Consider the following 24,532-nt stretch of genomic DNA (forward strand, 5'->3'; position numbering starts at 1 on the left):
GGATATTAACATGAGAATAAACATAAAAAATATCGCTGTTTTATTGTTGCTAAGCAGCGCTATCATCGGGAATTCGGGATGTAAGAAGTTTTTGGATGAATCAGATCCTACTAATCTTTCGCCCGATAATTTTTATACTTTACCAGAACATGCAGAAGCAGGTATTGCTGCGGTTTATGCAGAGCTTCGGTTTATAGGGAACGGTGCCGGTATTTATTCCAGTAACTGGCAGATGCTGGATGCACCAACCGGCATACAATCTACCGAAACCGCACAAAACTCCGATCTGAACAATTTATATTCACTCATTTATGACGGTACAAACCTGCATGTTAACCAGAACTGGAACGGATTTTATAAAGTAATAGCACAGGCCAACCTCGTATTGGATAAGGTGCCGGGCATTAACCCGATGGATAATGCGCAGAAAAAAAGAATTTTGGGAGAGGCTGCTTTCATCAGGGCCTGGGCCTATTTTTACCTGGTGCGTTTATGGGGAGATGTGCCTTTAATTACCAAACCGATTACCAGTCCTAATGATCCCAATTTTGCTCCTTCACGTACGCCACAGGAACAGGTTTACAAATTGATTGTTGACGATCTGATTGCCGCAGAAGCGGCTGGTTTGCCGTTTATGGATGCCAGTGGACGTGTTTCTACAGCAGCAATTAAATCTGAATTGGCAAAAGTATATTTAACCATGGCCGGGCAACCCCTTAACAAAGGAGCAGCTTATTATAAATTAGCTGCAGATAAAGCCAAAGAGGTAATCGATTATTCAACGGGGAACCCATCATCACTTGGATTGTTCGCTAATTATGGAGCCCTGCACGATGCAAAGAATGACAATAAAGTAGAGCATTTATTCGGAATCCAGTACAATGATGCTGCCGGATCTGGTAACCCCCTGCAGTCATCTTATTTACCCCTACACCAGCCATTGGTTTCTAAAATTGATGGGATTGGAACGGCTATTCCAACCACAAGTTTTTATGGTTCGTATGAGGCAGGAGATTTAAGGGCTAAAAACAGAGAAGGTTATTTCTTTACTGATTATTATACCGATGGATTTAAAATGCCGCTGGTTAACCGTGGTAAACCTTATATTTTTAAACACTTTGATCTGATTGCAAATGGAACACTAGGCGTGGAGGGAACCAGCAGGAGCGATTTGAACATTCCACAGATTCGTTATGCCGAAACCTTATTAATTTATGCCGAAGCACAAAACAGGGCGGATGGTAGTCCGAATGTTGCTGCCTATGCTGCGATAAACACCATACGAAAAAGAGCGCAACTGGCTGATCTTGCAGGTTTGAGCCAAACACAGTTTGAAGAAGCCGTGTGGAGAGAACGCTGGCACGAGCTGTGTTACGAAGGCATTATCTGGTTTGATATGGTCCGCTTGCGTAAAGTGTATAATGAAACCACCAATGGTTTTGATAATTTTGTTGGTCACATTAATCAAAGTGTAAACCAACCTTTGCAAACCAAACATTTATTGTTTCCGATTCCTACTCCGGAAATCAAAAATAACCCGAATCTAACTCCGAATCCAGGTTATTAACAATAGTATTTTTCTAATGGTCGGTGTCACGCCGACCATCAATAATTTTTAATAACAGCGGGTGCCTGATACATTGATGCATCCGTTGCTGTTTTTTTTCTAATGGTTGGTGTCACACCGACCATCAATAATAAATTAATCACATTATCAGCAGTGTTCATAATGAAGATTTGTCCAACACTTAGTAACCATCACTACAAAATTTATCAGTCTGTAATAATCAATAATTGCCACTGCTAAACAGCTTATACATGGATTTTAAGGCAATTCATGAACTGTGTTTGAAAAATAAAGGACGGGAAAGAGATTTTTTAATTTATTAGGCTTATTTTTGCAGCAAATTATAGAACCACACAGGAGATCAACAAATTCCTGTGCACCTCGACAATCATTAGAAAAGTTAATATTTTATCAATGACAAACGACAAAAAAGAAATATTCGAAAGCGTAGCACAACGTTTAAAAATTGAAGGTTTTAATGTAGTAAACCGCGATGAAACCCGTCCTTGGGGTGGTTTCTTTGTAATAGATGAAGCGCAGGCGCAACAATTTGCCGATACTTATTTTGATGGATTAAATGTTGAAGACCTTAAAATTGGTGGTAAATTAAGTCCGAAAATTTTAATCGTTGCACCGAATACACGTTTATCTTGGCAATACCACCACCGCAGGGCAGAAATCTGGCAAGTGGTTACCGGCACGGTTGGCATCAAAACCAGCCAGACTGACGAAGAAGGCGAAGTAAAAAAATATGCACCAAAAGACCAGATTAAATTACAGCAAGGTGAACGTCACCGTTTAATTGGTTTAGAAGATTGGGGAGTAGTTGCTGAGATTTGGCAGCATACCGATGCTTCAAACCCATCAGATGAAAGCGATATCGTACGTGTTCAAGACGATTTCGGTAGATAATAAATAATCAAAATAGCATCCTGTTCTATATAGTAGCGCAGGATGCTTCTTCTCTAAACGTTTAAGCCAGCTAGCTTAGTTTTCGCATCACGGAAACTAAACGCTTCTAAAATACGTTTATATAGTATACAAATTCCATACATGATCATCCTCATTTTTTTTCTTTGCCATTGGTTTTTATCCCTGTTTAGCCAAACCTTTTTCCTTCACCGTTACTCTTCACATAAGATGTTTAAAATGGAGCTGTTTTGGGAAAGGTTTTTCTACCTGATATTACTGATTTCGCAAGGTTCATCATTTTTAAACCCCAGGGCTTATGCCATTCTGCATCGGATGCACCATGCCTATAGCGACACAGAAAAAGACCCACATTCTCCACATTTTTTTAAGGATGTTTTCGGGATGATGATTGCAACGAAAAACATGTATATGAATTACCTGAAATATAAAATACAGCCGGAGCCGGCTTTTCAGGGAAATTATCCTGAATGGCCACTGGTGGATAAGATTGGAAATTCGTGGGCCTGGAGAATCGCTTGCGGGCTGTTTTATATTGGTTTTTACGTTGCTTTTGCCAATTACTGGTGGATGTATTTATTATTACCGGTCCACTTTTTAATGGGACCGCTACACGGCGCAATTGTAAACTGGTGTGGACATAAATATGGTTATGCTAACCATGATAATGATGATCATAGCAAAAACTCTTTACCCTGGGATTTTTTATTAATGGGTGAGCTTTTTCAGAACAACCACCACAAAAAACCGAACAGTCCGAATTTTGCTACCAAATGGTGGGAATTTGATCCGACCTATCCGGTTATGAAAGTATTGCACTGGATGAAAATTATTAAAATTAGAAAAGTTTAAAGTTAAAAGACCAAAGCAGAAAGAATTTGAGTTCTCTTGTCGATTTCTCCTGCCATGGTCTGTGTCCCCACAGACCATCATTTTATTTTTTTTCAGTAGCCTAAATAGATCCGTTTTAGCCACGGAAATACGGATTTAATAGATTTCCTTTCCTGCACTGTTTTGTGTTAGCTAAACCTGACAGTAGCGAAAATCCTTTTTGTTCGCAGTAACCTTACCTATACTGTCATGCTGAGGCATGAAGCATCTGCAGCCTATGAAATGGATACTTCATCACAGCATAACAGCACCTCAAAAAGATTGAAGCGAATGGCAGGACTGTCACAACCGATAAAAACTGGACCCTGCTTTTCAGATAATAACGCATTTGTTTTTGCCACGGAAACACGGAGTATCTGCATTAATCAAATCTTTTTTGCCTACCTTAACGTATATATTCCCATCTGTTTTAAAAAAATAAAATCATCCGATGATCAAGTTCCTCAAAATCATTTTCGCTGCTCTGTTAGTTTTTATGTGTTATAAAGTAATCAGCACTTCGTTGGAAAGTAACCTGTTCGAGCAATGGGATTTTCTGGGTAGTATACCCTGGATGCGTGCTACACTTTGGGATTTTTACGCTAACATTTTCATTATCACGTTGTGGATGTTTTATAAAGAAAAAAGCATTATTCTTAAAATCTCTATTGCCGTTTTGTTCGTATGTTTAGGCAGTATAGCAACCTTAGCTTATGTTTTAGTGCATTTATTCAAACTAAAAGATGGCGAAGGTGTTAAAGAATTGCTGGTAAAAAGGTAGAAGGCAAAAGGTGTAAGGCTGAAGGTGAAAACCTAAAGTAGAATGCATTTCCTTAAACCTTATGCCCTAAACCTTAAACCTTTTATGGATTACAAACATCTACTATTTATCGCGCTCATGTCTTTAATTGCCTGCTGCTTCATTATGGCCATGGTTTGGCTTTGGGCAAAGAAAATTAAAAATGCCGGTGTGGTTGATGTTTTCTGGGCACTAAATTTCCCTGTAATTACGGTCATCACATTTTTTTTAGCTGATGGTTACGATCCCCGGAAAATTTTAATCTGCGGTATGTTTCTATTAGCCGAGTTACGCTTGGGCATTCATCTTTGGCAACGTGTTATTGGCCATTTAGATGAAGAAGAGGGCAGGTATGTGCAATTGCGTAAAGAATGGGGAGAAAAAGCCGACCGCAATTTCTTTGTTTTTTTTCAGTTTCAGGCCATATCCAATGTAATACTGGCCATTCCATTTTTCATTATCACTGCAAATCAGTCGCAGGCCATTTCCTTTTTAGAATATGCAGGGGCACTGGTTTGGGTAATTGCTTTTTTTGGAGAAATGATTGCCGACAGACAGCTTGCTGCTTTTAAGAAAGATCCAAGCAACAGGGGGAAAGTGTGCGATAGTGGTTTATGGTACTACAGCCGTCACCCAAACTATTTTTTTGAGTGGCTTACCTGGATGGGTTATTTCATTTTTGCGTTGGCATCTCCATGGGGTATTTTGGCTGTTATTAGTCCGGCGGTTATTCTGTACTTATTAACCAGGGTTACCGGTGTGCCGAACAATGAAGAACAAAACCTGAGGAGCAAACCTATCGCTTATAAAAGATACCAGGAAACAACGAGTGCCTTTTTTCCTTGGGGGAAAAAGGATGGAAAAAGGAAAAAGTAATACGGATGAGGGCCTTACAATTTGCAAAACCATCAGCCAATTTACATCGTACATTAAGCATTTTCAATAATAAATTATCCATTAACCATCTTACATTATTCCATCTTACATTTACATGTGGTACGATAAACTTTTAGAAAACGACAAACTTCCGGATACGGCCTTGCGTATCGGCATCAGAAAATTGTGCAAACAGCGCCTGGATGATGAAACACTTGGCGATGAAGAATTGCAGCAGGAAAAATTTATGGACCTGGTTGCAGAGCTGAAGCAGTCGCCGATTGCGGTAAATACAGCCGATGCCAATGAACAGCATTATGAACTGCCAACCGAATTTTTTCAGTACTGCTTAGGCAAGAATCTAAAGTACAGCAGCGGTTATTGGAAACCGGGAGTTAAAGATATTGATACCTCGGAAGAAGATATGCTAGCCTTAACGTGTAAGAGGGCTGATTTACAAAATAGACAGAATGTTTTGGAACTGGGTTGTGGCTGGGGGTCGCTTTCATTGTATATGGCAGCTAAATTTCCGGAGAGCACTTTTACGGTGGTTTCGAATTCTGCAACCCAAAAAATCTTTATCGATGAAACTGCAAAGCAGCGAGGAATCCAGAACTTAACGGTTTTAACCGCCGATATGAACACCTTTACCATTGCCGATACATTTGATAGGGTGGTATCTGTAGAAATGTTTGAGCACATGCGCAACTATAAATTTTTACTCAACAAAGTTGCTTCCTTTTTGAAACCTGACGGAAAACTGTTTGTGCATATTTTTACGCACAAAACCCTGGCATACAAGTTTGAGGTGATTGATGAAACCGATTGGATGAGTAAATACTTTTTTACAGGTGGGATTATGCCCGCTAATCACTTGTTTTTCTACTTCAACGACGACCTCAAAATCGATAAACATTGGGTGGTAAATGGAACTAACTATGGCAAAACTGCTGAAGCGTGGTTAAGTAATATGGACAAGCATAAAAAAGAAATCATGCCTATTTTAGAAACTACTTATGGCAAAGATCAGGCGGTGAAATGGTGGGTATACTGGAGGTTGTTTTACATGTCGTGTGCCGAACTGTTCAATTACAATAAAGGAAACGAATGGATGGTTTGCCATTATTTATTCGAAAAGAATAAATAATGTAAGAGGTAAGGATGTAAGATGGATAATGGAGGTAGCGATATACCCATCATCTGTCTTACATCATCCATTTTCCATATCACATATTACATTTTCCATCATGAAAACACTCGCCATTATCGGCTCAGGAATAGCAGGCATGGGTTGTGCCCATAAACTGCAGCATCAATACGACATTACTCTTTTCGAAGAGCTCGATTATATTGGTGGCCATACCAATACCATTACGCTCGAAGAAGATGGACAGCCCATTTACCTGGATAGTGGTTTTATGGTTTTTAACTATCAGACCTATCCAAACCTGACAGAAATGTTTGCGGAGATTGATGCCCCGGTAATGAAGACTGATATGTCTTTCAGTGTGCAGTTTCTGCCTAAAAAGTTAGAATACAGCGGTTCGAGCCTGAACCATCTTTTTGCACAGCGGAAAAACCTGTTTAATATTTCTTATCTAAAAATGTTGATGCAGATAAACCGCTTCAACAAGCAAAGCGTAGAGATTTTGGATAAGCCTGAATATCAGGATTATTCGATCGGGCAGTTTTTTAAAGCCTTTGGTTATAGTGAGGATATGCTTTGGCAGTACCTCATCCCGATGAGTGCTGCAGTGTGGAGTGCGCCGATGGAACAGATTCTGGATTTCCCGGCGGTTACGTTAATCCGTTTCTTTAAAAATCACGGTTTTTTGGGGTTGGATACCCAGCATCAATGGTATACGCTGCAAAATGGCAGTCAGGCTTACCGAGAAAAACTAATTGCACCATTCCGCGACAGAATCAAAATCAACAACAAAATTGTTTCCGTAAAACGATTAGAGAATGGTAAAGTTGAAGTGGAAAATCAAAAGGGCGAGAAATTCGAATTTGATAAAGTAATTATGGCCAGCCATGCCGACCAGACTTTTGAAATTGTAAAAGATAAAACAGCTTTAGAAACTGAACTCCTTTCTAAATTTAAATACCAGCTCAACAAAGCCGTGGTACATACTGATGAAAAGCAGATGCCCGAAACCAGACTGGCCTGGAGCAGCTGGAATTACCGGGTTGAAAAACAGGGCGATAAATTATTGCCCAGTACCATTTACTGGATGAATAATTTACAGGGCGTTTCTAAAAAACAGAATTATTTTGTTTCTATTAATCCTACCGAAACTTTAAATCCGGATAAAGTCATTAAAGAAATCGATTATCACCATCCTTTGTTCGATGTTCCGGCCATGCTGGCGCAGGAACAATTGCACAAGCTAAATGAGACCGGCCCGATATACTATTGCGGTAGTTATTTTAAATATGGTTTTCATGAAGATGCGTATAAAAGTGCTGTGGATTTATGCAGAGAACTATAGCGTAGTTACGTCATTCCCAACTTGATTGGGAACCACGTAGTGCTCATCGAAGATAATCGTAATGCTTTTAGCCCACCTTGTAAATTGTATTAAGATTTCCGCCTGCACGGGAATGATGGATCGTTTATCATAATTTGTCATCCTGAATGCAATGAAGGATCTTTTATAAAGATTCTTCGCTGCGCTCAGAATGACAATATATTAAGAGTGACAAATCAATAATAAAATTTTGTAAATTGTAATATTAATGCAAATCAACTCAAACATCTACACCGCAAAAGTGATGCACCATCGCCTGGCGCCCAAAAAACATTCTTTTTGGTATAGTGTGTATATGTTTTACATCGATCTGGATGAGTTGGATTTGCTTGCAAAGAAACTACACTGGTTCAGCCGCAATAAATTTAACCTCTTTTCTTTTCGTGATGCCGAACATCTTCAGTTGCCAAAAGAAAATCCTGATCAAAATAAAAATACAAGGCAGCATGTAGAAGCTTATTTAAAAGAAAATGGTGTTGACGGCAGCAGGCTTAAAATAAAACTGCTGACCAACCTCAATGTGTTGGGCTACAACTTTAATCCTGTTTCCTTTTATTATTGTTTCGATGAGAAAGAAAATCCGGTATGTTGCGTGGCTGAAATCAGTAATACTTACCGGGAAATGAAACTTTTTTTCTTTGGAAAAGAGGAATTGCATGGTGATACCTTTAAAAAAATCACTACTAAATATTTTTATGTTTCGCCGTTTATTGACCACGACGATTCTTTTGATTTTAAGTTAAAAGTGCCGGATAATAAACTGGATATTAAAATTGATGATATTGATAAGCATGGCAACCGCTTTTTTATCAGTACTTTAATAGGAGAGAAAAAGCCATTAACAAATGCTGCCTTACTTCGCTGTTTTTTTTCAATACCCTTAATTCCGTTGCAGATAATGGGTATGATCCACTGGCAGGCGCTTAAACTTTGGATCAAAAAAATACCTTTTCATCCAAAAGCCAAAAACCCTGAGTTGCAACGCAACGTATATAAACCCTATAAACCACAAGTTAAATAGATTAAAGATTATGAATACGCTTACCGCTACCAAAACATCAAAAGGTTTTTTCGAAAGGGCTGTGCTGAGCGCACTTTCTAAAATGACATTAGGCAAATTGGAACTTTCGTTGCCAAACGGCGAAACAGTGATTTTTGGAAACGGTGAACATAAAATTGAAGCACATATTCAGGTTAACCATCCCGATTTTTTTAAATCCATCGCACTTTATGGTGATATTGGTTTTGGTGAAGGCTATACCTCGGGTTTGTGGGATACCACAAATATTACCAACGTGATTAAATGGGTAATCCTTAATATTGAAAATGCGCCTTCGGTTACCGGGAGCAAGGTGAAATCCGTTGCGCTGAATATTTTCAAGTGGGTAAATAAAATTTATCATGTACGCAGGGCCAATACTTTGGCCGGATCTCAGAAAAATATATCGGAGCATTACGACCTGAACAATGATTTCTTTGCTACTTTTCTGGATAAAACCATGACCTATTCAAGCGGTTACTTCAACCAGGAAGGTTTAAGTTTAGAAGAATCGCAATACGCCAAATACGATCGCCTGGCGAGGCAGTTAAAGATTCAGGCAACAGACCACGTGCTGGAGATTGGAAGCGGTTGGGGAGGTAATGCCATTTTTTTAGCCAAAAATTATGGCTGTAAAGTTACCTCTGTTACCATTTCCAAAGAACAGCAAAAATTGGCGATGGAGCGTGTACAAGCAGAAGGACTGTCTGATAAGGTTTCGGTTATAATTCAGGATTACCGAAAAATTGAAGGTACTTTTGATAAAATCGTATCCATCGAAATGCTGGAGGCCGTAGGACACCAATATTTGGAAACCTATTTCAAAAAATGCCAGGAATTATTAAAACCCGATGGGATTTTTGCTTTCCAGGTCATTACTTCTCCCGATTGTAGGTATGATAAATTGAGAAGTGGTGTAGACTGGATTCAGAAGCATATTTTTCCGGGTTCGCTTTTACCTTCGGTAGCAGCCATAAATAAAGCTATAAATGAAACCGGTGATTTAACCATGGTTGATTTGAAAGATATGGGTTTGGATTATGCCCGTACACTTCATTTATGGTTCCTTGAATTCAATAAAAACCTCAATAAAGTAAAAGCCCTGGGCTTTGATGAAACCTTTATCCGCAAATGGAACTATTACCTGAATTATTGCGAAGCCGCTTTTGCCATGCGGAATATTAATGTCATGCAAATGGTTTATTCCAGACCTAACAATATTTCGAGGTAGGGAGGATGTGAAATGGAAGATGTAAGATGGGGAATGTGAAAATCCCATCTTACATTTTACTTTTTCCATATTCTTTTACCGATAAAAGTAAGGGCTTCGCCGGGTAATTAATAGAGTTGATGTAAAAAGTATAGCGTATTATTGTAACAAAATGCAATTTGCGCAGACTAATTACCAAATACAAACTCTTGAAATGAAAAAACTTTTACTATTATCCTTTATCCTTGGAATATTTTTTAATGCACATGCCCAGTTTCCTACTGGTGGACTCGGCGGAGCACCTAAAAAATCCACTGTTACCGGAAGGATCACTGCCACGATACTCGATTCACTAACTAAAAAGCCAATTGATTACGCAACGGTTTCTTTGATTAAGGTAAAAGACAATAAATCGGTAAATGGTGGCGTAACCGATGAGAAAGGAAAACTAAGCTTACAGAATGTTTCTCCTGATTCGTACAAACTGTTGATTGGTTTTATGGGCTATAAAACAAAATCTGTTTTGGTTACCACCACACCTTCTAAACCTGATAATAATATAGGTACAATTTATATTTCCGGATCAGAAAATACTTTGGCCGATGTACAGGTGCAGGGTACTAAAGCCATGATCGAAAATAAGGTAGACCGCATGGTGTACAACGCAGAGGCTGACGGAACAAATGCCGGTGGCGATGCGACTGATGTGATGCGTAAAGTGCCCATGTTATCAGTGGATGCCAATGGTGATGTTCAACTGCGTGGTGCGGCTGTAAGGGTATTGATCAATGGAAAACCTTCTGGTACCATGGCTGCCAGTGTCTCCGATGCCTTAAAAATGATCCCTGCCGAGCAGATTAAAAGTGTGGAGGTAATTACCAGCCCGTCGGCTAAATACGATGCGGAAGGTTCTGGCGGTATCATCAACATTATTACCAAAAAATCGAATGCACAAGGCGTAAGTGGTTCGGTAAATGCATCGGCTGGTACCCGACAAAACAATGGTGCTTTTAATCTAACGGCAAAAACAGGCCGTTTAAGTGTCAATACCAGTCTGGGTTCTAACTTTGCTTATGCACAAGATTCAAGAGTGGTAATTGTGAACAACACGCAATTAAATGCTGGTGGTTTTAATAACATTTCTCAGGATGGAGTCTCAAAATGGAGCCGCAACGGACTTAACGGAAGTTTAGGTTTAGATTATGATTTTAATGCCTACAACAACATCAGTACGAATGTTAAACTTAACCGTTTCTCTAATGGCGGTCCGGGTTCGGCTACTTATATTATAAACAATTTGCCGGCTACCAATATCAGTAACATGGATATGACGCGGAGCAATATGGACTGGAACGTAGATTATAAGAAAACGAGTAAAAAAGAAGGTGAGGAGTTTACCATTTCTGGTCAGCTTTCTACCGGACGGACACCTACAAGCTTTAGCAACCTGTTAACTTCGGCAGCTTTTCCGAATGGCGTGCTCACAGCCAGCGATAATACAGCTAAGAACAACGAATATACCGGACAAACAGATTATACCTATCCATTCACAAAATCGACTATTTTAGAAGTGGGTGCCAAAGGTATATTCCGTAATGTAAAAAGTCAGTATGGCTCATCAGACCGGGATTTTGATTACAACCAGGACGTAGCCGCAGCTTATGGGGTAATCAGTTTCGATATTACCAAGAAAATTAAATTTAAAGGTGGCGTAAGGGCTGAATACACTAAAATAGATTTTAATACCCTAACCAACGGTACAGAAAAAAACGATTATTTTAACTTATTCCCAAGCTTTATTGTTTCTCAAACTTTAAAGAAAGGTGGAACTGTTAAATTTAGCTATAACCGCAGGGTGCAGAGACCAAGTGAAAATTACTTAAATCCATTCAGAAATGAAAGTGATCAATTTAATATTCAACAGGGAAATCCGCAGTTAAGCCCGGAGTTAAGTCAGAATTTTGAATTGGGTTATTCAACTTTTGTTAAAGGGTCGGTAATTAATGCTTCTGTTTTCTATCGTCGTACAGGAGGAGTAATAGAAAGCTCGATATCTCCTATCACTGAAAATAATGTAACTAAAGTATTATCATCTTTTATCAATGTAGGTACTGCACAAACTTATGGCGTTAACCTTTTTGGGTCATACAATCCAAAACCAAAATGGACTTTGATGAGTAATATATCTGCCAATACTTACGAGGTAACCAACAATGCAACCAATATTAGTACGGGTACATTTCTAAACTATAGTATTTTTGGACGTTCGGCTTACGGTTTCGGTAAAGGCTATAATTTCGAGCTGTTTGGTGTGGCCACTTCAGCACGCAGAACCTACCAGGGTAAAACAGATCCTTTCTATTTTTATGGTGCATCAATTAAAAAGGATATCTTAAACAAAAAAGGAAGTATAGGTATTAACACATTAAACCCTTTTACCAAGAACCTGCATATCAAGACTGAAAACAATTCAATCAATCCGTTGGGCACGGTTTACCAAAGTAGCAATATTTATTATCCATTGCGTTCTTTCGGTATTAACTTTAGTTATTCTTTCGGTAAGCTTAAGTTTACCGAGAAGAAAAAGATTAAAAATGATGATGTGAAGCAAGATCAGCAGCAAGGCGGTATGGGTGGAATACAACAACAGCAACAATAAAACCAATATAATTAAATAAATAGTTCAGGCCTCCCGATCAAAACGGGAGGTTTTTTATTTAATTTTTGCTTAGATACTTAGCGGTTCCTGCAGAGTATTCCAGAAAAATAAGATGTGGATAGAATTATTAGTGACGCGATAAAAGATTGAAGTTTGTTTTGTAATCAGACCAATCCTAACATTTGCCTCGAATGAAGACTCTTTAAACATGTATGGTTGTTCCGAAATTAATTTTATTGTTTTTTTCTGTTTTTTTGATAAACTTATCAGCAGCATGATCGCCAAACCTTTGTTGTATGAAAAGATAAACTGACGTAATTGTTTCTTTCGCTCTTTTTGTATAAAAAATACTTAGAGCCATTATTTGCCAATCATTTCCTTTATACCTTTATATGGTGTTAGATCACCGGAATCGGCTTGCTGTAAAGATTCTTTAATGCCTTCTTTTACCGCCTCAGGGATTAGCTCACTCTTTTGTTCAAAAGTGATTTTCATAGCTTTAATTACTGCTTTTAAAGCCGTAAGCTGTTCTTTATTTTCAGGGTAAACAATTAATGCATCCATACTCAAAATTAAAGATAATTATTGCCATTAACAATAAAGCCTGGTTATTATCCAATCAAACAAATGTTATTCTTAGAATGAAAATGCACAACAATGTTTAACTTTTTCAAATTTTTCTTACCCTTTTTAAAATCATCAGGCTTAGTGGATTAAAAGAATAGCCGCTAATATTATTCTGCAGCATTACAACCGACTGATCGTAGAATAAAGGGACAACCGGAGCATAATCCATTACCATCTGGTCCATTTTTCGGTATAGCTCAAATCGTTTTTCGTTATTGGTTTCATAGTAACTTTTCTCGAACAGCTGATCAAACTCTTTATTATAGAAAGCGGTATAATTTGGTCCGTAAGGGACTTTGTTTTTGGAGTAGAACATGGAAAGGAAATTCTCGCCATCACCGTAATCGGCCAGCCAGGAACCGCGAAAAAAGTTGACGCTGTTTTTGGACATCAGATCCCTGAGGCTGGCGCTTGGACTGACATCAATTTTAGTTTTAATACCTACTGCAGTAAGCTGGCCCTGAATAAATTCGATCAGATCTTTATAAGTTGTAGTGGTGTTTAAGGTTACTTCTGTCATACCTTTTCCTTCCGGGAAACCAGCTTCCGCTAAAAGTTTGGCTGCCAGTTTTGGGTTGTAGGCATATCCACGAACAGCCAGGCTATCGAAACCAGGCATACCTTTAGGAATAAAACCAGATGTAGCCGAAACACCAATGCCATTTCTCAGGTATTTAATCAAACGGTCGCGGTCTATGGCGTAATTAATGGCCTGCCTGATTTTTTTTAAGCGCAACGGCGAGTTCTTTACAATAGAAAGATTGGTGTCAACCAAAATACCAACATATTCAGTGCACAGGTAGGGGCTTTTGGTCAATGTAAACTTCCCTTTATATTTTGAGGTCATTTTTCCGCTTTTAGTTAGGATATCATCGCGGTAACTGCCATCTACATTATAGTAAAAATCGAGATCCTTTTTCAGGAAACTCATAAAACCACTTTGTTTATCGGTAATGAAACTTGCTTTTATGGCATCAAGATAAGGCAGTGCCGTTCCTTTGGCATCTTTCTCAAAATAATGGTCGTTTTTTAAAAGGACCAGTATTTCGCCTTCCTTCCAGTATTTAAATCTAAAGGGGCCGGTACCCACCGGATGGCTCCTGAAATCTTTACCATAGTGTTCTACCACCTCTTTGGGTACAACAGAGCAATATTGGGTAGTGAGCAAACTCATAAAGGGTGGGAAAGGGCGTACCAGTTTAATCTGGAAAGTAGAATCGTTCAGCGCAATAAAATTGCTGTTGTCCTTTACTTTATCGCTAAAAATCCATCCACCTGATGAGGCTACTTTTGGGTCGATTAACCGGTAAAAACTATAGACAAAATCACTTGCCACTACTTTTCGGCCTTTTCCGTTTTTAAAGATGGGGTCGTCATGAAAGTAAACATCGCTGCGCAGGTTAAAAGTATAGGTAAGTGCATCTTCCGAAACCACCCAGCTTTTGGCTATGCACGGAAGCGTTTGAAGGGATGAATCGATCTGTACCAAACCATTAAAAATCTGGTTGGTCATCCAGATGGCGTTTTGGTTTCGTGCAAAAGCCGGATCAATTGAGGTTAAACCCTGATCAAGGTTGATGTTGAATACTTTTTTGTCGCGATGAGCAGCATTCTCCTTACATGAAACGAAGATGATTACATAAAAAAACCAAAATATATACTTAAATGAGCCTCTCATGCGATCAGGAATGTTATTTTTGCACAAATTAATAAATTTAATGCAGATGTCTTTTTTAAACGAATTATTTATTGGCCTCGATGAAGCTAAACAGGAAGAATTGCAGGAGCGTTTAGATCTGGTTGAACATAAGATTAAATTTATGGATAAAGTGCCGGTAGCCTGTATAGATACCGGTAATTATCCAGGCTATCTTTTGTCAGAAGAAATTGCATTGGCAGGAGGCATGTTAGAAACCGATGTTTTAAGCGCCGTTTTCATCATTTATTATCAGCCGGGCAAAACGCTTACTGATTTAATGCGGGAAGTCCCTTCTGTATTAGATGCCGATTGGCCAGCCGTAAAAAATAACCGGATAATTCTATTGAACGATGATGTAGAACGCGAGCGTAATGCGGAAAACGCCGTTTCCCTGATAGAAGATATTGCTGAGATGTTGCATCCGGGGTCCTTTATTTTCGGCCACGAAGGTGATAAGTGGATCAGGTTTGGCGCTTAGGCTGATGTAAAATGGATGACGGAAGAGGGATGATGGATAATACCATTCTCACCCAAATCTTCAACTTTCCCAATTTCAATGCTTGTGCTCGTTTCCAGAACGATGCTTAGCATACCATTTTCACCAGAGCCGGTGTTAACTGAATTTAATCCGTTGTAAGATTTGCAACGTTGCAACATCCAACTTTGAGCTTTTCAATTTATCGGCTAAATAGAGTTTCTATTAGATTATAATATCTGACATTACGAGTATTGTATGGCCAGGTTTATGCATCATAAACCATCCGCCTCGCCACCTTCCTGCCCTCAAAACTCCTTAATCTGATACTCTTCTATTTTTCTGTAGAGTGTGGTTAAACCGATTCCCAATAACCTCGAAGTTTCCGTTTTGTTCCCTTTGGTATGGATCAGAACCCTTTGAATGTGCTGCTTTTCTATTTGCTGCAGGTTATAATCATTTTCTATTGGGGTAAATTCAAAGAATTCTGGCGGGAGGGCAGTTGCACTTAACACATCGCCATCTGATAAAATAACCAAACGCTCGATGATATTTTTTAACTCACGGATATTTCCTTTCCAACTATGGCTGCTCAATATGGATAAAATTTTATCATCCATTTTGGGTGCCGATCGATTTACCTTATTGGCAAATTCTTTCAGGTAGTAGGCAGCTAAAGCAGGAATATCGGCTTTACGCTCGCGGAGCGGAGGCAAAGTGATCGTAAAAACAGAAAGGCGGTAATACAGATCAGATCGGAATTTTCCTGATAATGCATCGGTTTTTAAATCTTTATTGGTGGCGGCTAAAATGCGCACGTTTACCTGTTGGGTTTGCGTATCGCCTACTTTGATAAAAGTCTGGCTTTCCAGAACACGCAATAATTTGGCCTGTAAATCGAGGTTCATCTCACCAATTTCATCTAGTAGCAAAGTGCCACCATTGGCTTCTTCCAATAATCCTTTCTTGTCTTTATGGGCACCTGTAAAGGCTCCGGCTTTATACCCGAATAGTTCGCTTTCCAATAAATCAGGACTAAAACCGCTACAGTTTAAGGCCACAAATGGTTTTGTCGCTCTGAGGCTTTCATAATGGATAGACTGTGCAAAAACTTCTTTTCCTGTTCCGGTTTCGCCAAGTAATAAAACTGTAGTATCCGTTTTGCTTACTTTTTTTGCCAGATCAATAGCTTCTTTTAGTGCTTTAGACTGCCCAATAATCGTTTCAAAGCTATGTTTCCTGGCGATTTTGTTTTCGAGATCAGAAACCCTGCGCTGCAGATTGGATTTATCCATTGCTTTGTATAAAAGCGGGATGATTTTCTCATTATCGTCGCCTTTTACGAGATAATCAAATGCACCGTTTTTTATAGCCAAAACCCCATCAGCAATGGTTCCGTAAGCAGTGAGATTGATAATTTCTACGTAGGGTTTTATGGCCTTAATATCTTTCACCAGCGCAACGCCATTTACATCCGGAAGCTTTACATCACTGATGACAATACTTACATCATTACTTTTTAAAAGTTTGAGTCCTTCTTTTCCGGTATTGGCCTGTAAGGTTTTAAAGCCTTCCAACTCTATAATCCTGGAGAGTAAACTGCAAATTTTCTTTTCATCATCAATAATGAGGACCATCCCATTCATAGGTTAAAATTATGCTGCAATATTAACAATAAATATACCGAATAATTAACGTTTGTAATAATTCGGTCTTTCCGGTTTAGCTCAAAACTCAATTGATGAAGCAGGGAACAAAAATAACTTTTCAATATGATAAAAAGCCTTTCAAAATGGTAGGATCCTATTTATGCTTAGCCTGGTTTTATTTTTGTTTTTTAAATTTTAATGCTGATAAACAGTGTTTTATGTTTTTTATCTCTCTCTGGGTATCGCTTTTGGTAACTGGCAGATATGAAATTTTATTAAAATGAACAATTCAATAATTTTTGTCAGGATAGCAACCAGCGCAGATGCAAAATATGCAGATGAAATTGTAGCAGAAACACAAAGCTCCGCATTGTTAAGGGGTTCAGGCATTGCGAAAAGAACACCTGCTTCTGTTGTCGAAAAAATAAACGCCGGGAAAGCCGTTATTGCCGTAACTGCTGCTGGCGAATGGGTTGGCTTTTCTTATCTAGAAAGCTGGCAGAAAAATACCTTCATTTCCAATTCAGGGTTAATTGTTGCGCCTAAATTTAGAAACTCGGGTGTTGCCAAAAGCATTAAAAACCGGATTTTTGGTCTATCCCGTCGCTTGTATCCCGAAGCCAAAATATTTAGCATTACCTCTGGCGCAGCCATTATGAAAATGAACAGTCAGCTGGGGTTCGAGCCCGTAACCTTTGCACAAATTACCCAGGATAATGCCTTTTGGGAAGGTTGCAAAAGCTGTGTTAACTATGGTATCCTCGAAAGCAAAAATAAAAGTAACTGCTTATGTACGGCCATGTTGTTTAGCCCGGCACATATCGATCAAATTATCGCCAGTGCAGAAAATACCCTAAAATTGAAACAATACCTAAACCTTAAAAGCATTTAATACATCGCTATGAATACTGTAGTCAAACAACTGAACATCAGCCACCCTGATTTAAATCAATTATATAACGAAGCCATAGAACTTTTATCTGCTTTAATCGCCATACCATCTTTTAGTGGCGCAGAGCAGGGAACTGCCAATGAAATAGAAGCGCACCTGGCTAAACATGGCATTAATACCATCCGCAAAAACAACAATGTATGGTGTTACAATAAGTATTTCGACCAGGCAAAACCAACTATCCTGCTCAACTCGCACCACGATACCGTAAAACCAAATGGGCAATATACATTAGATCCTTTCCGTGCCATTGTTGATGATGAAAAAATACATGGCTTAGGCAGTAACGACGCAGGTGCTTCATTGGTGTCGCTTATTTCTACCTTTATTTATTTTTACGAATCGACTGATCTTGCTTTCAATTTGTGTTTGGCAGCTACTGGCGAAGAAGAAAATTCGGGCTTAAATGGCATCAGGAGTATATTGAGTGATCTTAAACCCATTTCTTTTGCCATAGTTGGCGAACCAACAGGCATGCAAATGGCCATTGCCGAAAAAGGTTCGATGGTAATTGATTGTATAGCCAAAGGCAGATCAGGACATGCCGCACGCGAAGAGGGCGATAATGCCATTTATAAAGCCATTACAGATATCGATTGGTTTTCACATTTCCAGTTTCCGATTGAAGACCATTCACCTGCTCCGGTAAAAATGACTGTTACAGAAATAAGTGCAGGTTTGCAACATAATATTGTGCCGGGAGAATGCCATTTTACGGTCGATATCCGTTTCGATCACAATTATACCCCCCGTGAGATCCTGAACGTCATCATCAACCACACCATAAGCAGTTTTAATGTACGCCCTAATGTGCTCCATCCTTCCAACATCGATGTATTACATCCGCTGGTCGTGGCCGGACAGGCACTTGGCAGGAAAACCTATGTTTCCCCTACCAGTTCCGATCAGGGTTGGCTTACGATGCCCTCCGTTAAAATGGGACCGGGAGAATCAGCCAGATCGCATACCGCTGATGAGTTTGTATTGATTGAAGAAATTGAAGAAGGGATCACACTGTATATCCATCTGCTCGAATCTGTTTCTGAAAGATTGTAATGCAGAGAAACGCCATTTTTTGTACCTTTTTCGTTTCGGAGGCACTAAAATAAAAGCATTTTGAGCATATTTGAATTTCGCAAAACAAATAGTATGTTCAAAAGATTAACTGTCCTATTTACCCTATGCTTAACGGTAATGTGCTGTGCGGCGCAACAGGTTCGCCCGGCAAAATCTTCCGAGATTTACAGAGAACTCAAAACCTTAAAACACCTGCCCAAGGTTTTGTATCTGGCAGCCCATCCGGATGATGAAAATACGGGTTTACTGTCGTGGTTAATTAACGATCAGCATGTAGAAACTGCTTATTTGTCGCTTACCAGGGGAGATGGCGGGCAAAATCTTTTGGGTACCGAACAAGGCGCCGCATTAGGCCTGATCAGAACACACGAACTTTTGGAAGCCCGTAGATTAGACGGTGCGCAACAATTTTTTACCAGGGCAATTGATTTCGGATTTTCGAAGAATACCAACGACACTTTTAAACAGTGGGATGCCGATAGCATTACGGCCGATGTGGTTTGGGTGATCAGAAAATTCAGGCCTGATGTGATTATCTGCCGTTTCCCGCCTACCGCTGCTGCGGGCCACGGACAACATGCCGCTTCTGCAGTTGTTGCAGAAAAGGCTTTTAGAGCTGCCGCCGATAAAAATATGTTTCCCAACCAGCTGAAATATGTTTCCGTTTGGCAGCCAAAAAGATTGTTATGGAATACCTTTAGGTTTGGTGGTGTGAATACAACAGCTGAAAATCAATTAAAGGTAGCCGTTGGCCAGTACGATGCTCAATTGGGGATGGGTTACGGCGAGTTGGCTGGCTTAAGCAGAAGTTTGCATAAAAGCCAGGGCGCAGGAACACAGTCTGTGGCCGGTGTACGATCCGAATATTTTGTCAATGTTTTGGGTGATCCTGCAAAGCGAACACTATTTGATGGATTAAACCTCAACTGGTCGGAAAAAGGAATTGGTGATATTGATGAACTGATTGATATTATACTATTATCTTTTAATTACAACCAGCCTGATAAAAGCCTGCACGGACTGTTGATGCTAAGAAAAAAAATTGCAGAATTGCAGGATGTTGCATTAAGAAAGGATAAACTGGCGGCTATTGATAACATTATTTTAAGCAGTGCTGGTTTTATGGGAGAGGTGATCACCAATCAGCCTGAAGCAATTGCGGGCAGTAGCTATAATTTCCGTTTAAACCTCATCTCAAGATCGGCTACACCAGTAAAGGTAGAAAGTGTAAACTGGTTAAACCAAACGGATAAACTGAACAGGAGTCTATCCAACGATTCACTGATTACCATAGAACGTAAAATCCAGATTCCGGCAGATGCTGCACCTACCGAACCTTATTGGCTGGCTAAACCAGCAAAAGATGCTGCGACTTTTAGTGTTGCCAACGATACCTTAATCGGATTACCTGAAATGCGGTCGCCTCTTAATGTGTTATTGTCACTGAAGATTGAAAATGAAAAATTTGAGATTAAACTGCCCTTATCTTATAAAAAATTAGATCCCGTTAAAGGTGACGTTGTAGAAGCCCTGCGGATTATTCCACCACTTGATCTGAGTTTTGCCGAGCCTGTTTATTTTGCTAAAGATAAAGAAGCGTTAAGTGTTACACTCCGTTTAAGAGCAAATAAAAACATCAATTATGGTAAAGTGAGTTTTAAGATTGGTAATCAGGTGATAAAAACCTTCCAGGGGATCAATTTGTCAGAGAATACCATCACCACCAAAGATTTTCTGATCCCGGTTGAAGATCTGGCCAAAATAAAAACCAGTCAGAATAAGCTTGAAGCTGTTTTCTCATCAGAAGCGAATGAATATTCTAAAGGTCAGGTATTGATCCAATATCCGCATTTACCAACCTTGCAGTATTTTGTGCCCGCTACCACCTGGCTGATCAAAGGCGATGTGAAGGTACTGGCCAAAAAGATTGGATATATTGAAGGAGCAGGCGATTTAATTCCTGAATTTTTAAGACAGGCTGGTTTGCAGGTAAATGTACTTAATGAAGCCGACATCCTAAATGCAGCAAAACTGGCCACTTATGATGCCGTGGTAACGGGTGTAAGGGTGATCAATACTGAAAAAAGGATTAAAAACTGGCAAACTGCATTGCGTAATTATGTAGAAAATGGCGGAACCATTGTAATGCAGTATAATACCACACAGGATATGGCGCTTCAGGATTTCGGTATTTATCCGTTTAGCATTAGTGGAAAAAGGGTAACTGAAGAAAATGCGGAAGTTAAATTTTTAAAACCTGAGCATAAATTGCTGAATTATCCAAATAAAATCACTGCTGAAGATTTCAAAGGCTGGGTGCAGGAAAGGGGCGCTTACTTTCCTGATCAATGGGATCCTAAATATGAACCACTTTTCGAAATGCATGATGCCGGTGAGGAACCGCTTCAGGGATCAACCCTATATGCCAAATATGGTAAAGGCAACTTCATTTATACGCCGCTGGCATTTTTTAGACAATTGCCTGCCGGAAATGTTGGCGCAGCCAGGTTGTTTTTCAACTTTTTATCGGCCGGGAAGTAATGAAAAACCAATTTAAAAACTGGAATACCTGGTACATCCTTTTAGCGCTTGCACTGGTATTTCAGCTTCTATTTTATTACCTGTTTACTAGATTTTGGGCATGAGTAATATTGATTGGGCCGTACTGATATTTACTTTGCTCGCTGTGGTAACCTATGGTGTGTTTATTGGTCGCGGGCAAAAAAGTAATGTTTCCTATTTAAAGGCCGATAATAAAATGCCCTGGTACATTGTGTTGCTGGGTATTATGGCTACACAGGCCAGTGCCATTACTTTTTTATCGGCGCCGGGGCAGGCTTATACCGATGGTATGCGCTTTGTACAGTATTATTTCGGTCTGCCCTTGGCCATGATTGTCATCTGTATTACTTTCATCCCGATTTTTCAACGGCTAAATGTTTATACAGCTTACGAATACCTGGAGAATCGTTTTGATAAAAAAACGAGAGTATTAACTTCATTGCTTTTCCTTTTTTCACGGGGATTATCAACCGGTATCAGTATTTATGCACCAAGTATTATCCTCTCCAGTGTTTTAAACTGGAATATTTATTTAACCAATATCCTTACCGGGGGGATTTTATTGATTTATACTTACGTTGGTGGCGCAAAAGCAATTGCACATACGCAAAAATTACAATTCTTAATTATTCTCGGTACCATGGCCTTTGCCGCCTACCTGCTGGTACAAAATATGCCCAACGGAATCGGATTTAAAGACGCGCTTTACCTGGCTGGAAAATCGGGTAAACTGAATGTAATTACCACCGATTTCGATTGGAAGGATAAATATAATATCTGGAGCGGTTTAATTGGCGGATTTTTTCTGGCGCTTTCTTACTTCGGTACAGATCAGAGCCAGGTTGGAAGATACATTACCGCAAAAGACAATACCAATGCCAAAATGGGATTACTGCTAAACGGATTGGTTAAAATCCCGATGCAGTTTGCGATCCTCTTAATCGGCGCATTATTATTTGCTTTTTTTGCTTTAAAACCGGCCCCTATTTATTTTAACGAACGGTCTTATCAACATTTAAAGGAAACGCAGCCTCAGCAGGCTGCAACTTTTGAAAAAGAACACCTTGCATTAGCAAAGAAATTTAATCAGCAATCAAGAAACATCCTTGCAGAAAAGGAAAAGCAATCACCAGCTTTAAATGCTTCAATAGCAGATTTTAAATTGACCCAAAAACAGGTAAAGGAACTGCATGGCAGGGTGGAAGAGGCCATCAACAAATCGAATGATAATGCCGAGAAAACCGATACCAATTATATCTTTTTATATTTTGTAAAAAATACCCTTCCGGTCGGCATGATCGGTCTGCTTTTCGCCGTCATATTTCTGGCCAGCTGGGGTTCTATTTCAGCAGCGTTAAATTCGTTGGCAGCCTGTTCCCTAAAAGATGTACACCTCATTTTTGGTAAAAAAGAAGTAGATGAAGAAACGGAATTAAAATATAGTCGTTTGCATACTTTAGCCTGGGGCATATTTTCAATTGCAGTGGCTATGTTTGCTACACAAATGGGTTCGCTAATTGAAGCCGTTAATGTATTGGGTTCACTTTTTTATGGACCAATTCTAGGAATTTTCTTAGTGGCTTTTTATTTTAAAAAGATTAACGGCTCCCTGGTTTTTATTGCAGCCATCCTTGCAGAAATTGTGGTAGTTGCTATTTATGAGTTCGATATCGTTTCATTCCTCTGGCTCAATGTAATCGGTGCAGCAGCAGTAGTTTTTTTTTCAATTATAGGTTTATGGTTTCAAAAACCAAAGGGAATAGTAACCTAATGAGCGTAACTGTACCTCATGGTTTCGCCCGGCTACGGATTAGCGCATAGGTAAACCTCTCCGATTTATTTATCTGCACTAAGTTGTTAACTCATTCGAATTTATATCGCCCTTACGTCATTCCCATATCAATTTCTTCAAGGTTATTGTTTTATCGTGCTAAAGCCATAAATTCGTAAAATAAAAACAACAAAACAGATAAATATAATACTATGAAAACGATGATTAAATCAATTGCATTGCTGTTCACGGCAATTACCATTTCAGCAAGTGCAATGGCACAGGATGCGCAGCCTAAACCAAGTCCGGCGGCAACCGCAACAGGAAAAGTTAAAGGTGCAACCATAACCATTAACTACAGCAGTCCGGCGGTAAAAGGACGTAAAATCTGGGGTGGTTTAGAAGCCTTTGACAAAGTATGGCGTGCAGGTGCAAATGAGGCTACTACTTTTGAGACCGATAAAGATATTATGGTTGAAGGTAAACCTTTGGCAGCAGGAAAATACAGCTTCTTTTTAATCCCTAAAGAAAGCGGAACGTGGACAGCTATTTTCAACAAAGAACCTAAACAATGGGGCGCTTACAAATACGAAGAAGCTAAAGATGCTTTACGTGTTGAAGTGAAAACCAAAGCTTTAAAAGCTACACAAGAGCGTTTGGTTTATAAAATTACCAAAAGTGGTTTTGCTTTAGAATGGGATAAAATTTCTGTTCCGGTTACTATTAAATAGTAAGATAAAATTATTGAGAGCCGTCCCAGTTTAAAAATTGGGACGGCTTTTTTTATGTCCTTTTTTTTAAAATTGCTGTGTAATAATTCTTGCCAGCCTTAGTACCCGCTCATTTTAGCCGTTGGCGTCTCATCGAACGAAATAGAACTTGGAAATGAGCAGGCAGTGGTTCTTAGCGGTGTGCAGTCCCGCTATTCATTTCAAGTCCTCGCTGCACTCCGGGCTTTACATTTCTATCGGGTTTATGAACAAAGGTTTTGCCTATTGCAACCAGAGAAATGGAATGCTCTTATAGCCATATAGCCCCGGTTGAAGTTTTTACCCTGCAGCAGCGAGGTACGAGGCAGCGAAGCGTAAAAGCGTAAAACGGGAAGGCATTTCTTATCTTGTACAGTCCTTGCGCTCCAAAACACCTATTGTTAAAGCTTTTCTACCCTCTTTGTAAAGAACCTAACACATAATACCTACTTCATGTTAAAATGTTATTTTAGGCCGAATTACAAACCAG

The 24,532-nt window shown here is 39.3% G+C and carries 19 protein-coding genes; 16 read left to right on the forward strand and 3 right to left on the reverse strand.

Features of this window, described 5'->3' with window-relative positions; all coding sequences use genetic code 11:
- Window positions 1-10 precede the first annotated feature (10 nt).
- The 10 genes from ABEG20_RS01060 (at window position 11) to ABEG20_RS01105 (ending at window position 12,481) form a co-directional block, all read left to right on the forward strand.
- On the forward strand, window positions 11-1,567 hold the full coding sequence (locus ABEG20_RS01060; RefSeq protein WP_406825570.1) for a RagB/SusD family nutrient uptake outer membrane protein: 1,557 nt from the start codon (window positions 11-13) through the stop codon (window positions 1,565-1,567).
- A gap of 414 nt (window positions 1,568-1,981) precedes the next feature.
- Window positions 1,982-2,479 carry a phosphoheptose isomerase gene (locus tag ABEG20_RS01065; RefSeq protein WP_025142534.1) on the forward strand — a complete coding sequence of 166 codons (498 nt, stop codon included), beginning with the start codon at window positions 1,982-1,984 and terminating at the stop codon, window positions 2,477-2,479.
- Window positions 2,480-2,620: 141 nt separating this feature from the next.
- Window positions 2,621-3,349: an acyl-CoA desaturase gene (locus tag ABEG20_RS01070; protein WP_406825571.1), complete on the forward strand. Its 729-nt coding sequence runs from the start codon at window positions 2,621-2,623 to the stop codon at window positions 3,347-3,349.
- A 469-nt stretch (window positions 3,350-3,818) separates the two neighbouring features.
- Window positions 3,819-4,148 (forward strand): DUF1475 family protein, encoded by a 330-nt coding sequence (locus ABEG20_RS01075; RefSeq protein WP_406825572.1) that lies wholly within the window; start codon window positions 3,819-3,821, stop codon window positions 4,146-4,148.
- A gap of 84 nt (window positions 4,149-4,232) precedes the next feature.
- Window positions 4,233-5,042: a DUF1295 domain-containing protein gene (locus ABEG20_RS01080; RefSeq protein ID WP_406825573.1), complete on the forward strand. Its 810-nt coding sequence runs from the start codon at window positions 4,233-4,235 to the stop codon at window positions 5,040-5,042.
- A 115-nt stretch (window positions 5,043-5,157) separates the two neighbouring features.
- Window positions 5,158-6,189 (forward strand): SAM-dependent methyltransferase, encoded by a 1,032-nt coding sequence (locus ABEG20_RS01085; RefSeq protein WP_406825574.1) that lies wholly within the window; start codon window positions 5,158-5,160, stop codon window positions 6,187-6,189.
- Between the two features lie 100 nt (window positions 6,190-6,289).
- Window positions 6,290-7,534, forward strand: coding sequence for an NAD(P)/FAD-dependent oxidoreductase (locus ABEG20_RS01090; protein ID WP_406825575.1), 1,245 nt, complete (start codon window positions 6,290-6,292; stop codon window positions 7,532-7,534).
- 247 nt (window positions 7,535-7,781) lie between these two features.
- The gene (locus ABEG20_RS01095) at window positions 7,782-8,594 is read left to right on the forward strand and encodes a DUF1365 domain-containing protein (RefSeq protein WP_406825576.1); all 813 of its coding nucleotides are present in this window, start codon (window positions 7,782-7,784) and stop codon (window positions 8,592-8,594) included.
- A 10-nt stretch (window positions 8,595-8,604) separates the two neighbouring features.
- On the forward strand, window positions 8,605-9,843 hold the full coding sequence (locus ABEG20_RS01100) for a class I SAM-dependent methyltransferase (protein WP_406825577.1): 1,239 nt from the start codon (window positions 8,605-8,607) through the stop codon (window positions 9,841-9,843).
- 193 nt (window positions 9,844-10,036) lie between these two features.
- A complete protein-coding gene (locus ABEG20_RS01105) occupies window positions 10,037-12,481 on the forward strand; it encodes a TonB-dependent receptor domain-containing protein (RefSeq protein WP_406825578.1) in 2,445 nt (814 codons plus the stop codon).
- Window positions 12,482-12,841: 360 nt separating this feature from the next.
- Here the strand turns inward: ABEG20_RS01105 and ABEG20_RS01110 are convergent, their stop codons facing one another.
- Window positions 12,842-13,045 carry a DUF2683 family protein gene (locus ABEG20_RS01110; protein WP_406825579.1) on the reverse strand — a complete coding sequence of 68 codons (204 nt, stop codon included), beginning with the start codon at window positions 13,043-13,045 and terminating at the stop codon, window positions 12,842-12,844.
- Window positions 13,046-13,151: 106 nt separating this feature from the next.
- Entirely contained in the window at window positions 13,152-14,786 is a 1,635-nt protein-coding gene (locus ABEG20_RS01115; protein WP_406825580.1) for an ABC transporter substrate-binding protein, read from the reverse strand.
- A gap of 46 nt (window positions 14,787-14,832) precedes the next feature.
- Between ABEG20_RS01115 and ABEG20_RS01120 the strand changes: the two genes are divergently transcribed.
- Window positions 14,833-15,285, forward strand: coding sequence for a hypothetical protein (locus tag ABEG20_RS01120; protein ID WP_406825581.1), 453 nt, complete (start codon window positions 14,833-14,835; stop codon window positions 15,283-15,285).
- Window positions 15,286-15,590: 305 nt separating this feature from the next.
- Here the strand turns inward: ABEG20_RS01120 and ABEG20_RS01125 are convergent, their stop codons facing one another.
- Window positions 15,591-16,928 (reverse strand): sigma-54-dependent transcriptional regulator, encoded by a 1,338-nt coding sequence (locus ABEG20_RS01125; RefSeq protein WP_406825582.1) that lies wholly within the window; start codon window positions 16,926-16,928, stop codon window positions 15,591-15,593.
- Between the two features lie 283 nt (window positions 16,929-17,211).
- On the opposite strand from ABEG20_RS01125, the gene ABEG20_RS01130 reads away from it, so the two are divergent.
- From ABEG20_RS01130 to ABEG20_RS01150, 5 genes are all read left to right on the forward strand, one after another.
- Complete coding sequence (locus ABEG20_RS01130; RefSeq protein ID WP_406825583.1) at window positions 17,212-17,823, forward strand: N-acetyltransferase; 612 nt, start codon at window positions 17,212-17,214, stop codon at window positions 17,821-17,823.
- 9 nt (window positions 17,824-17,832) lie between these two features.
- Window positions 17,833-18,939, forward strand: a complete 1,107-nt coding sequence (locus tag ABEG20_RS01135; protein ID WP_406825584.1) for a M20/M25/M40 family metallo-hydrolase — start codon at window positions 17,833-17,835, stop codon at window positions 18,937-18,939.
- A gap of 93 nt (window positions 18,940-19,032) precedes the next feature.
- The gene (locus ABEG20_RS01140; protein WP_406825585.1) at window positions 19,033-21,501 is read left to right on the forward strand and encodes a PIG-L family deacetylase; all 2,469 of its coding nucleotides are present in this window, start codon (window positions 19,033-19,035) and stop codon (window positions 21,499-21,501) included.
- 100 nt (window positions 21,502-21,601) lie between these two features.
- Window positions 21,602-23,293 carry a sodium:solute symporter gene (locus tag ABEG20_RS01145; protein WP_406825586.1) on the forward strand — a complete coding sequence of 564 codons (1,692 nt, stop codon included), beginning with the start codon at window positions 21,602-21,604 and terminating at the stop codon, window positions 23,291-23,293.
- A 212-nt stretch (window positions 23,294-23,505) separates the two neighbouring features.
- A complete protein-coding gene (locus tag ABEG20_RS01150; RefSeq protein ID WP_406825587.1) occupies window positions 23,506-24,024 on the forward strand; it encodes a DUF2911 domain-containing protein in 519 nt (172 codons plus the stop codon).
- Window positions 24,025-24,532 lie beyond the last annotated feature (508 nt).

Source organism: Pedobacter sp. KACC 23697 (genome assembly GCF_045348445.1).
Classification (GTDB): Bacteria; Bacteroidota; Bacteroidia; order Sphingobacteriales; family Sphingobacteriaceae; genus Pedobacter.

Bases quoted from the DNA above. Each gene is read 5' to 3' on its own strand.
- ABEG20_RS01105 (WP_406825578.1), top strand. From the start codon at position 10,037: ATGAAAAAACTTTTACTATTATCCTTTATCCTTGGAATATTTTTTAAT.
- ABEG20_RS01075 (WP_406825572.1), top strand. From the start codon at position 3,819: ATGATCAAGTTCCTCAAAATCATTTTCGCTGCTCTGTTAGTTTTTATG.
- ABEG20_RS01135 (WP_406825584.1), top strand. From the start codon at position 17,833: ATGAATACTGTAGTCAAACAACTGAACATCAGCCACCCTGATTTAAAT.
- ABEG20_RS01085 (WP_406825574.1), top strand. From the start codon at position 5,158: ATGTGGTACGATAAACTTTTAGAAAACGACAAACTTCCGGATACGGCC.
- ABEG20_RS01150 (WP_406825587.1), top strand. From the start codon at position 23,506: ATGAAAACGATGATTAAATCAATTGCATTGCTGTTCACGGCAATTACC.
- ABEG20_RS01130 (WP_406825583.1), top strand. From the start codon at position 17,212: ATGAACAATTCAATAATTTTTGTCAGGATAGCAACCAGCGCAGATGCA.
- ABEG20_RS01140 (WP_406825585.1), top strand. From the start codon at position 19,033: ATGTTCAAAAGATTAACTGTCCTATTTACCCTATGCTTAACGGTAATG.
- ABEG20_RS01115 (WP_406825580.1), bottom strand. From the start codon at position 14,786: ATGAGAGGCTCATTTAAGTATATATTTTGGTTTTTTTATGTAATCATC.
- ABEG20_RS01090 (WP_406825575.1), top strand. From the start codon at position 6,290: ATGAAAACACTCGCCATTATCGGCTCAGGAATAGCAGGCATGGGTTGT.
- ABEG20_RS01060 (WP_406825570.1), top strand. From the start codon at position 11: ATGAGAATAAACATAAAAAATATCGCTGTTTTATTGTTGCTAAGCAGC.
- ABEG20_RS01145 (WP_406825586.1), top strand. From the start codon at position 21,602: ATGAGTAATATTGATTGGGCCGTACTGATATTTACTTTGCTCGCTGTG.
- ABEG20_RS01120 (WP_406825581.1), top strand. From the start codon at position 14,833: ATGTCTTTTTTAAACGAATTATTTATTGGCCTCGATGAAGCTAAACAG.
- ABEG20_RS01080 (WP_406825573.1), top strand. From the start codon at position 4,233: ATGGATTACAAACATCTACTATTTATCGCGCTCATGTCTTTAATTGCC.
- ABEG20_RS01100 (WP_406825577.1), top strand. From the start codon at position 8,605: ATGAATACGCTTACCGCTACCAAAACATCAAAAGGTTTTTTCGAAAGG.
- ABEG20_RS01095 (WP_406825576.1), top strand. From the start codon at position 7,782: ATGCAAATCAACTCAAACATCTACACCGCAAAAGTGATGCACCATCGC.
- ABEG20_RS01065 (WP_025142534.1), top strand. From the start codon at position 1,982: ATGACAAACGACAAAAAAGAAATATTCGAAAGCGTAGCACAACGTTTA.
- ABEG20_RS01125 (WP_406825582.1), bottom strand. From the start codon at position 16,928: ATGAATGGGATGGTCCTCATTATTGATGATGAAAAGAAAATTTGCAGT.
- ABEG20_RS01070 (WP_406825571.1), top strand. From the start codon at position 2,621: ATGATCATCCTCATTTTTTTTCTTTGCCATTGGTTTTTATCCCTGTTT.
- ABEG20_RS01110 (WP_406825579.1), bottom strand. From the start codon at position 13,045: ATGGATGCATTAATTGTTTACCCTGAAAATAAAGAACAGCTTACGGCT.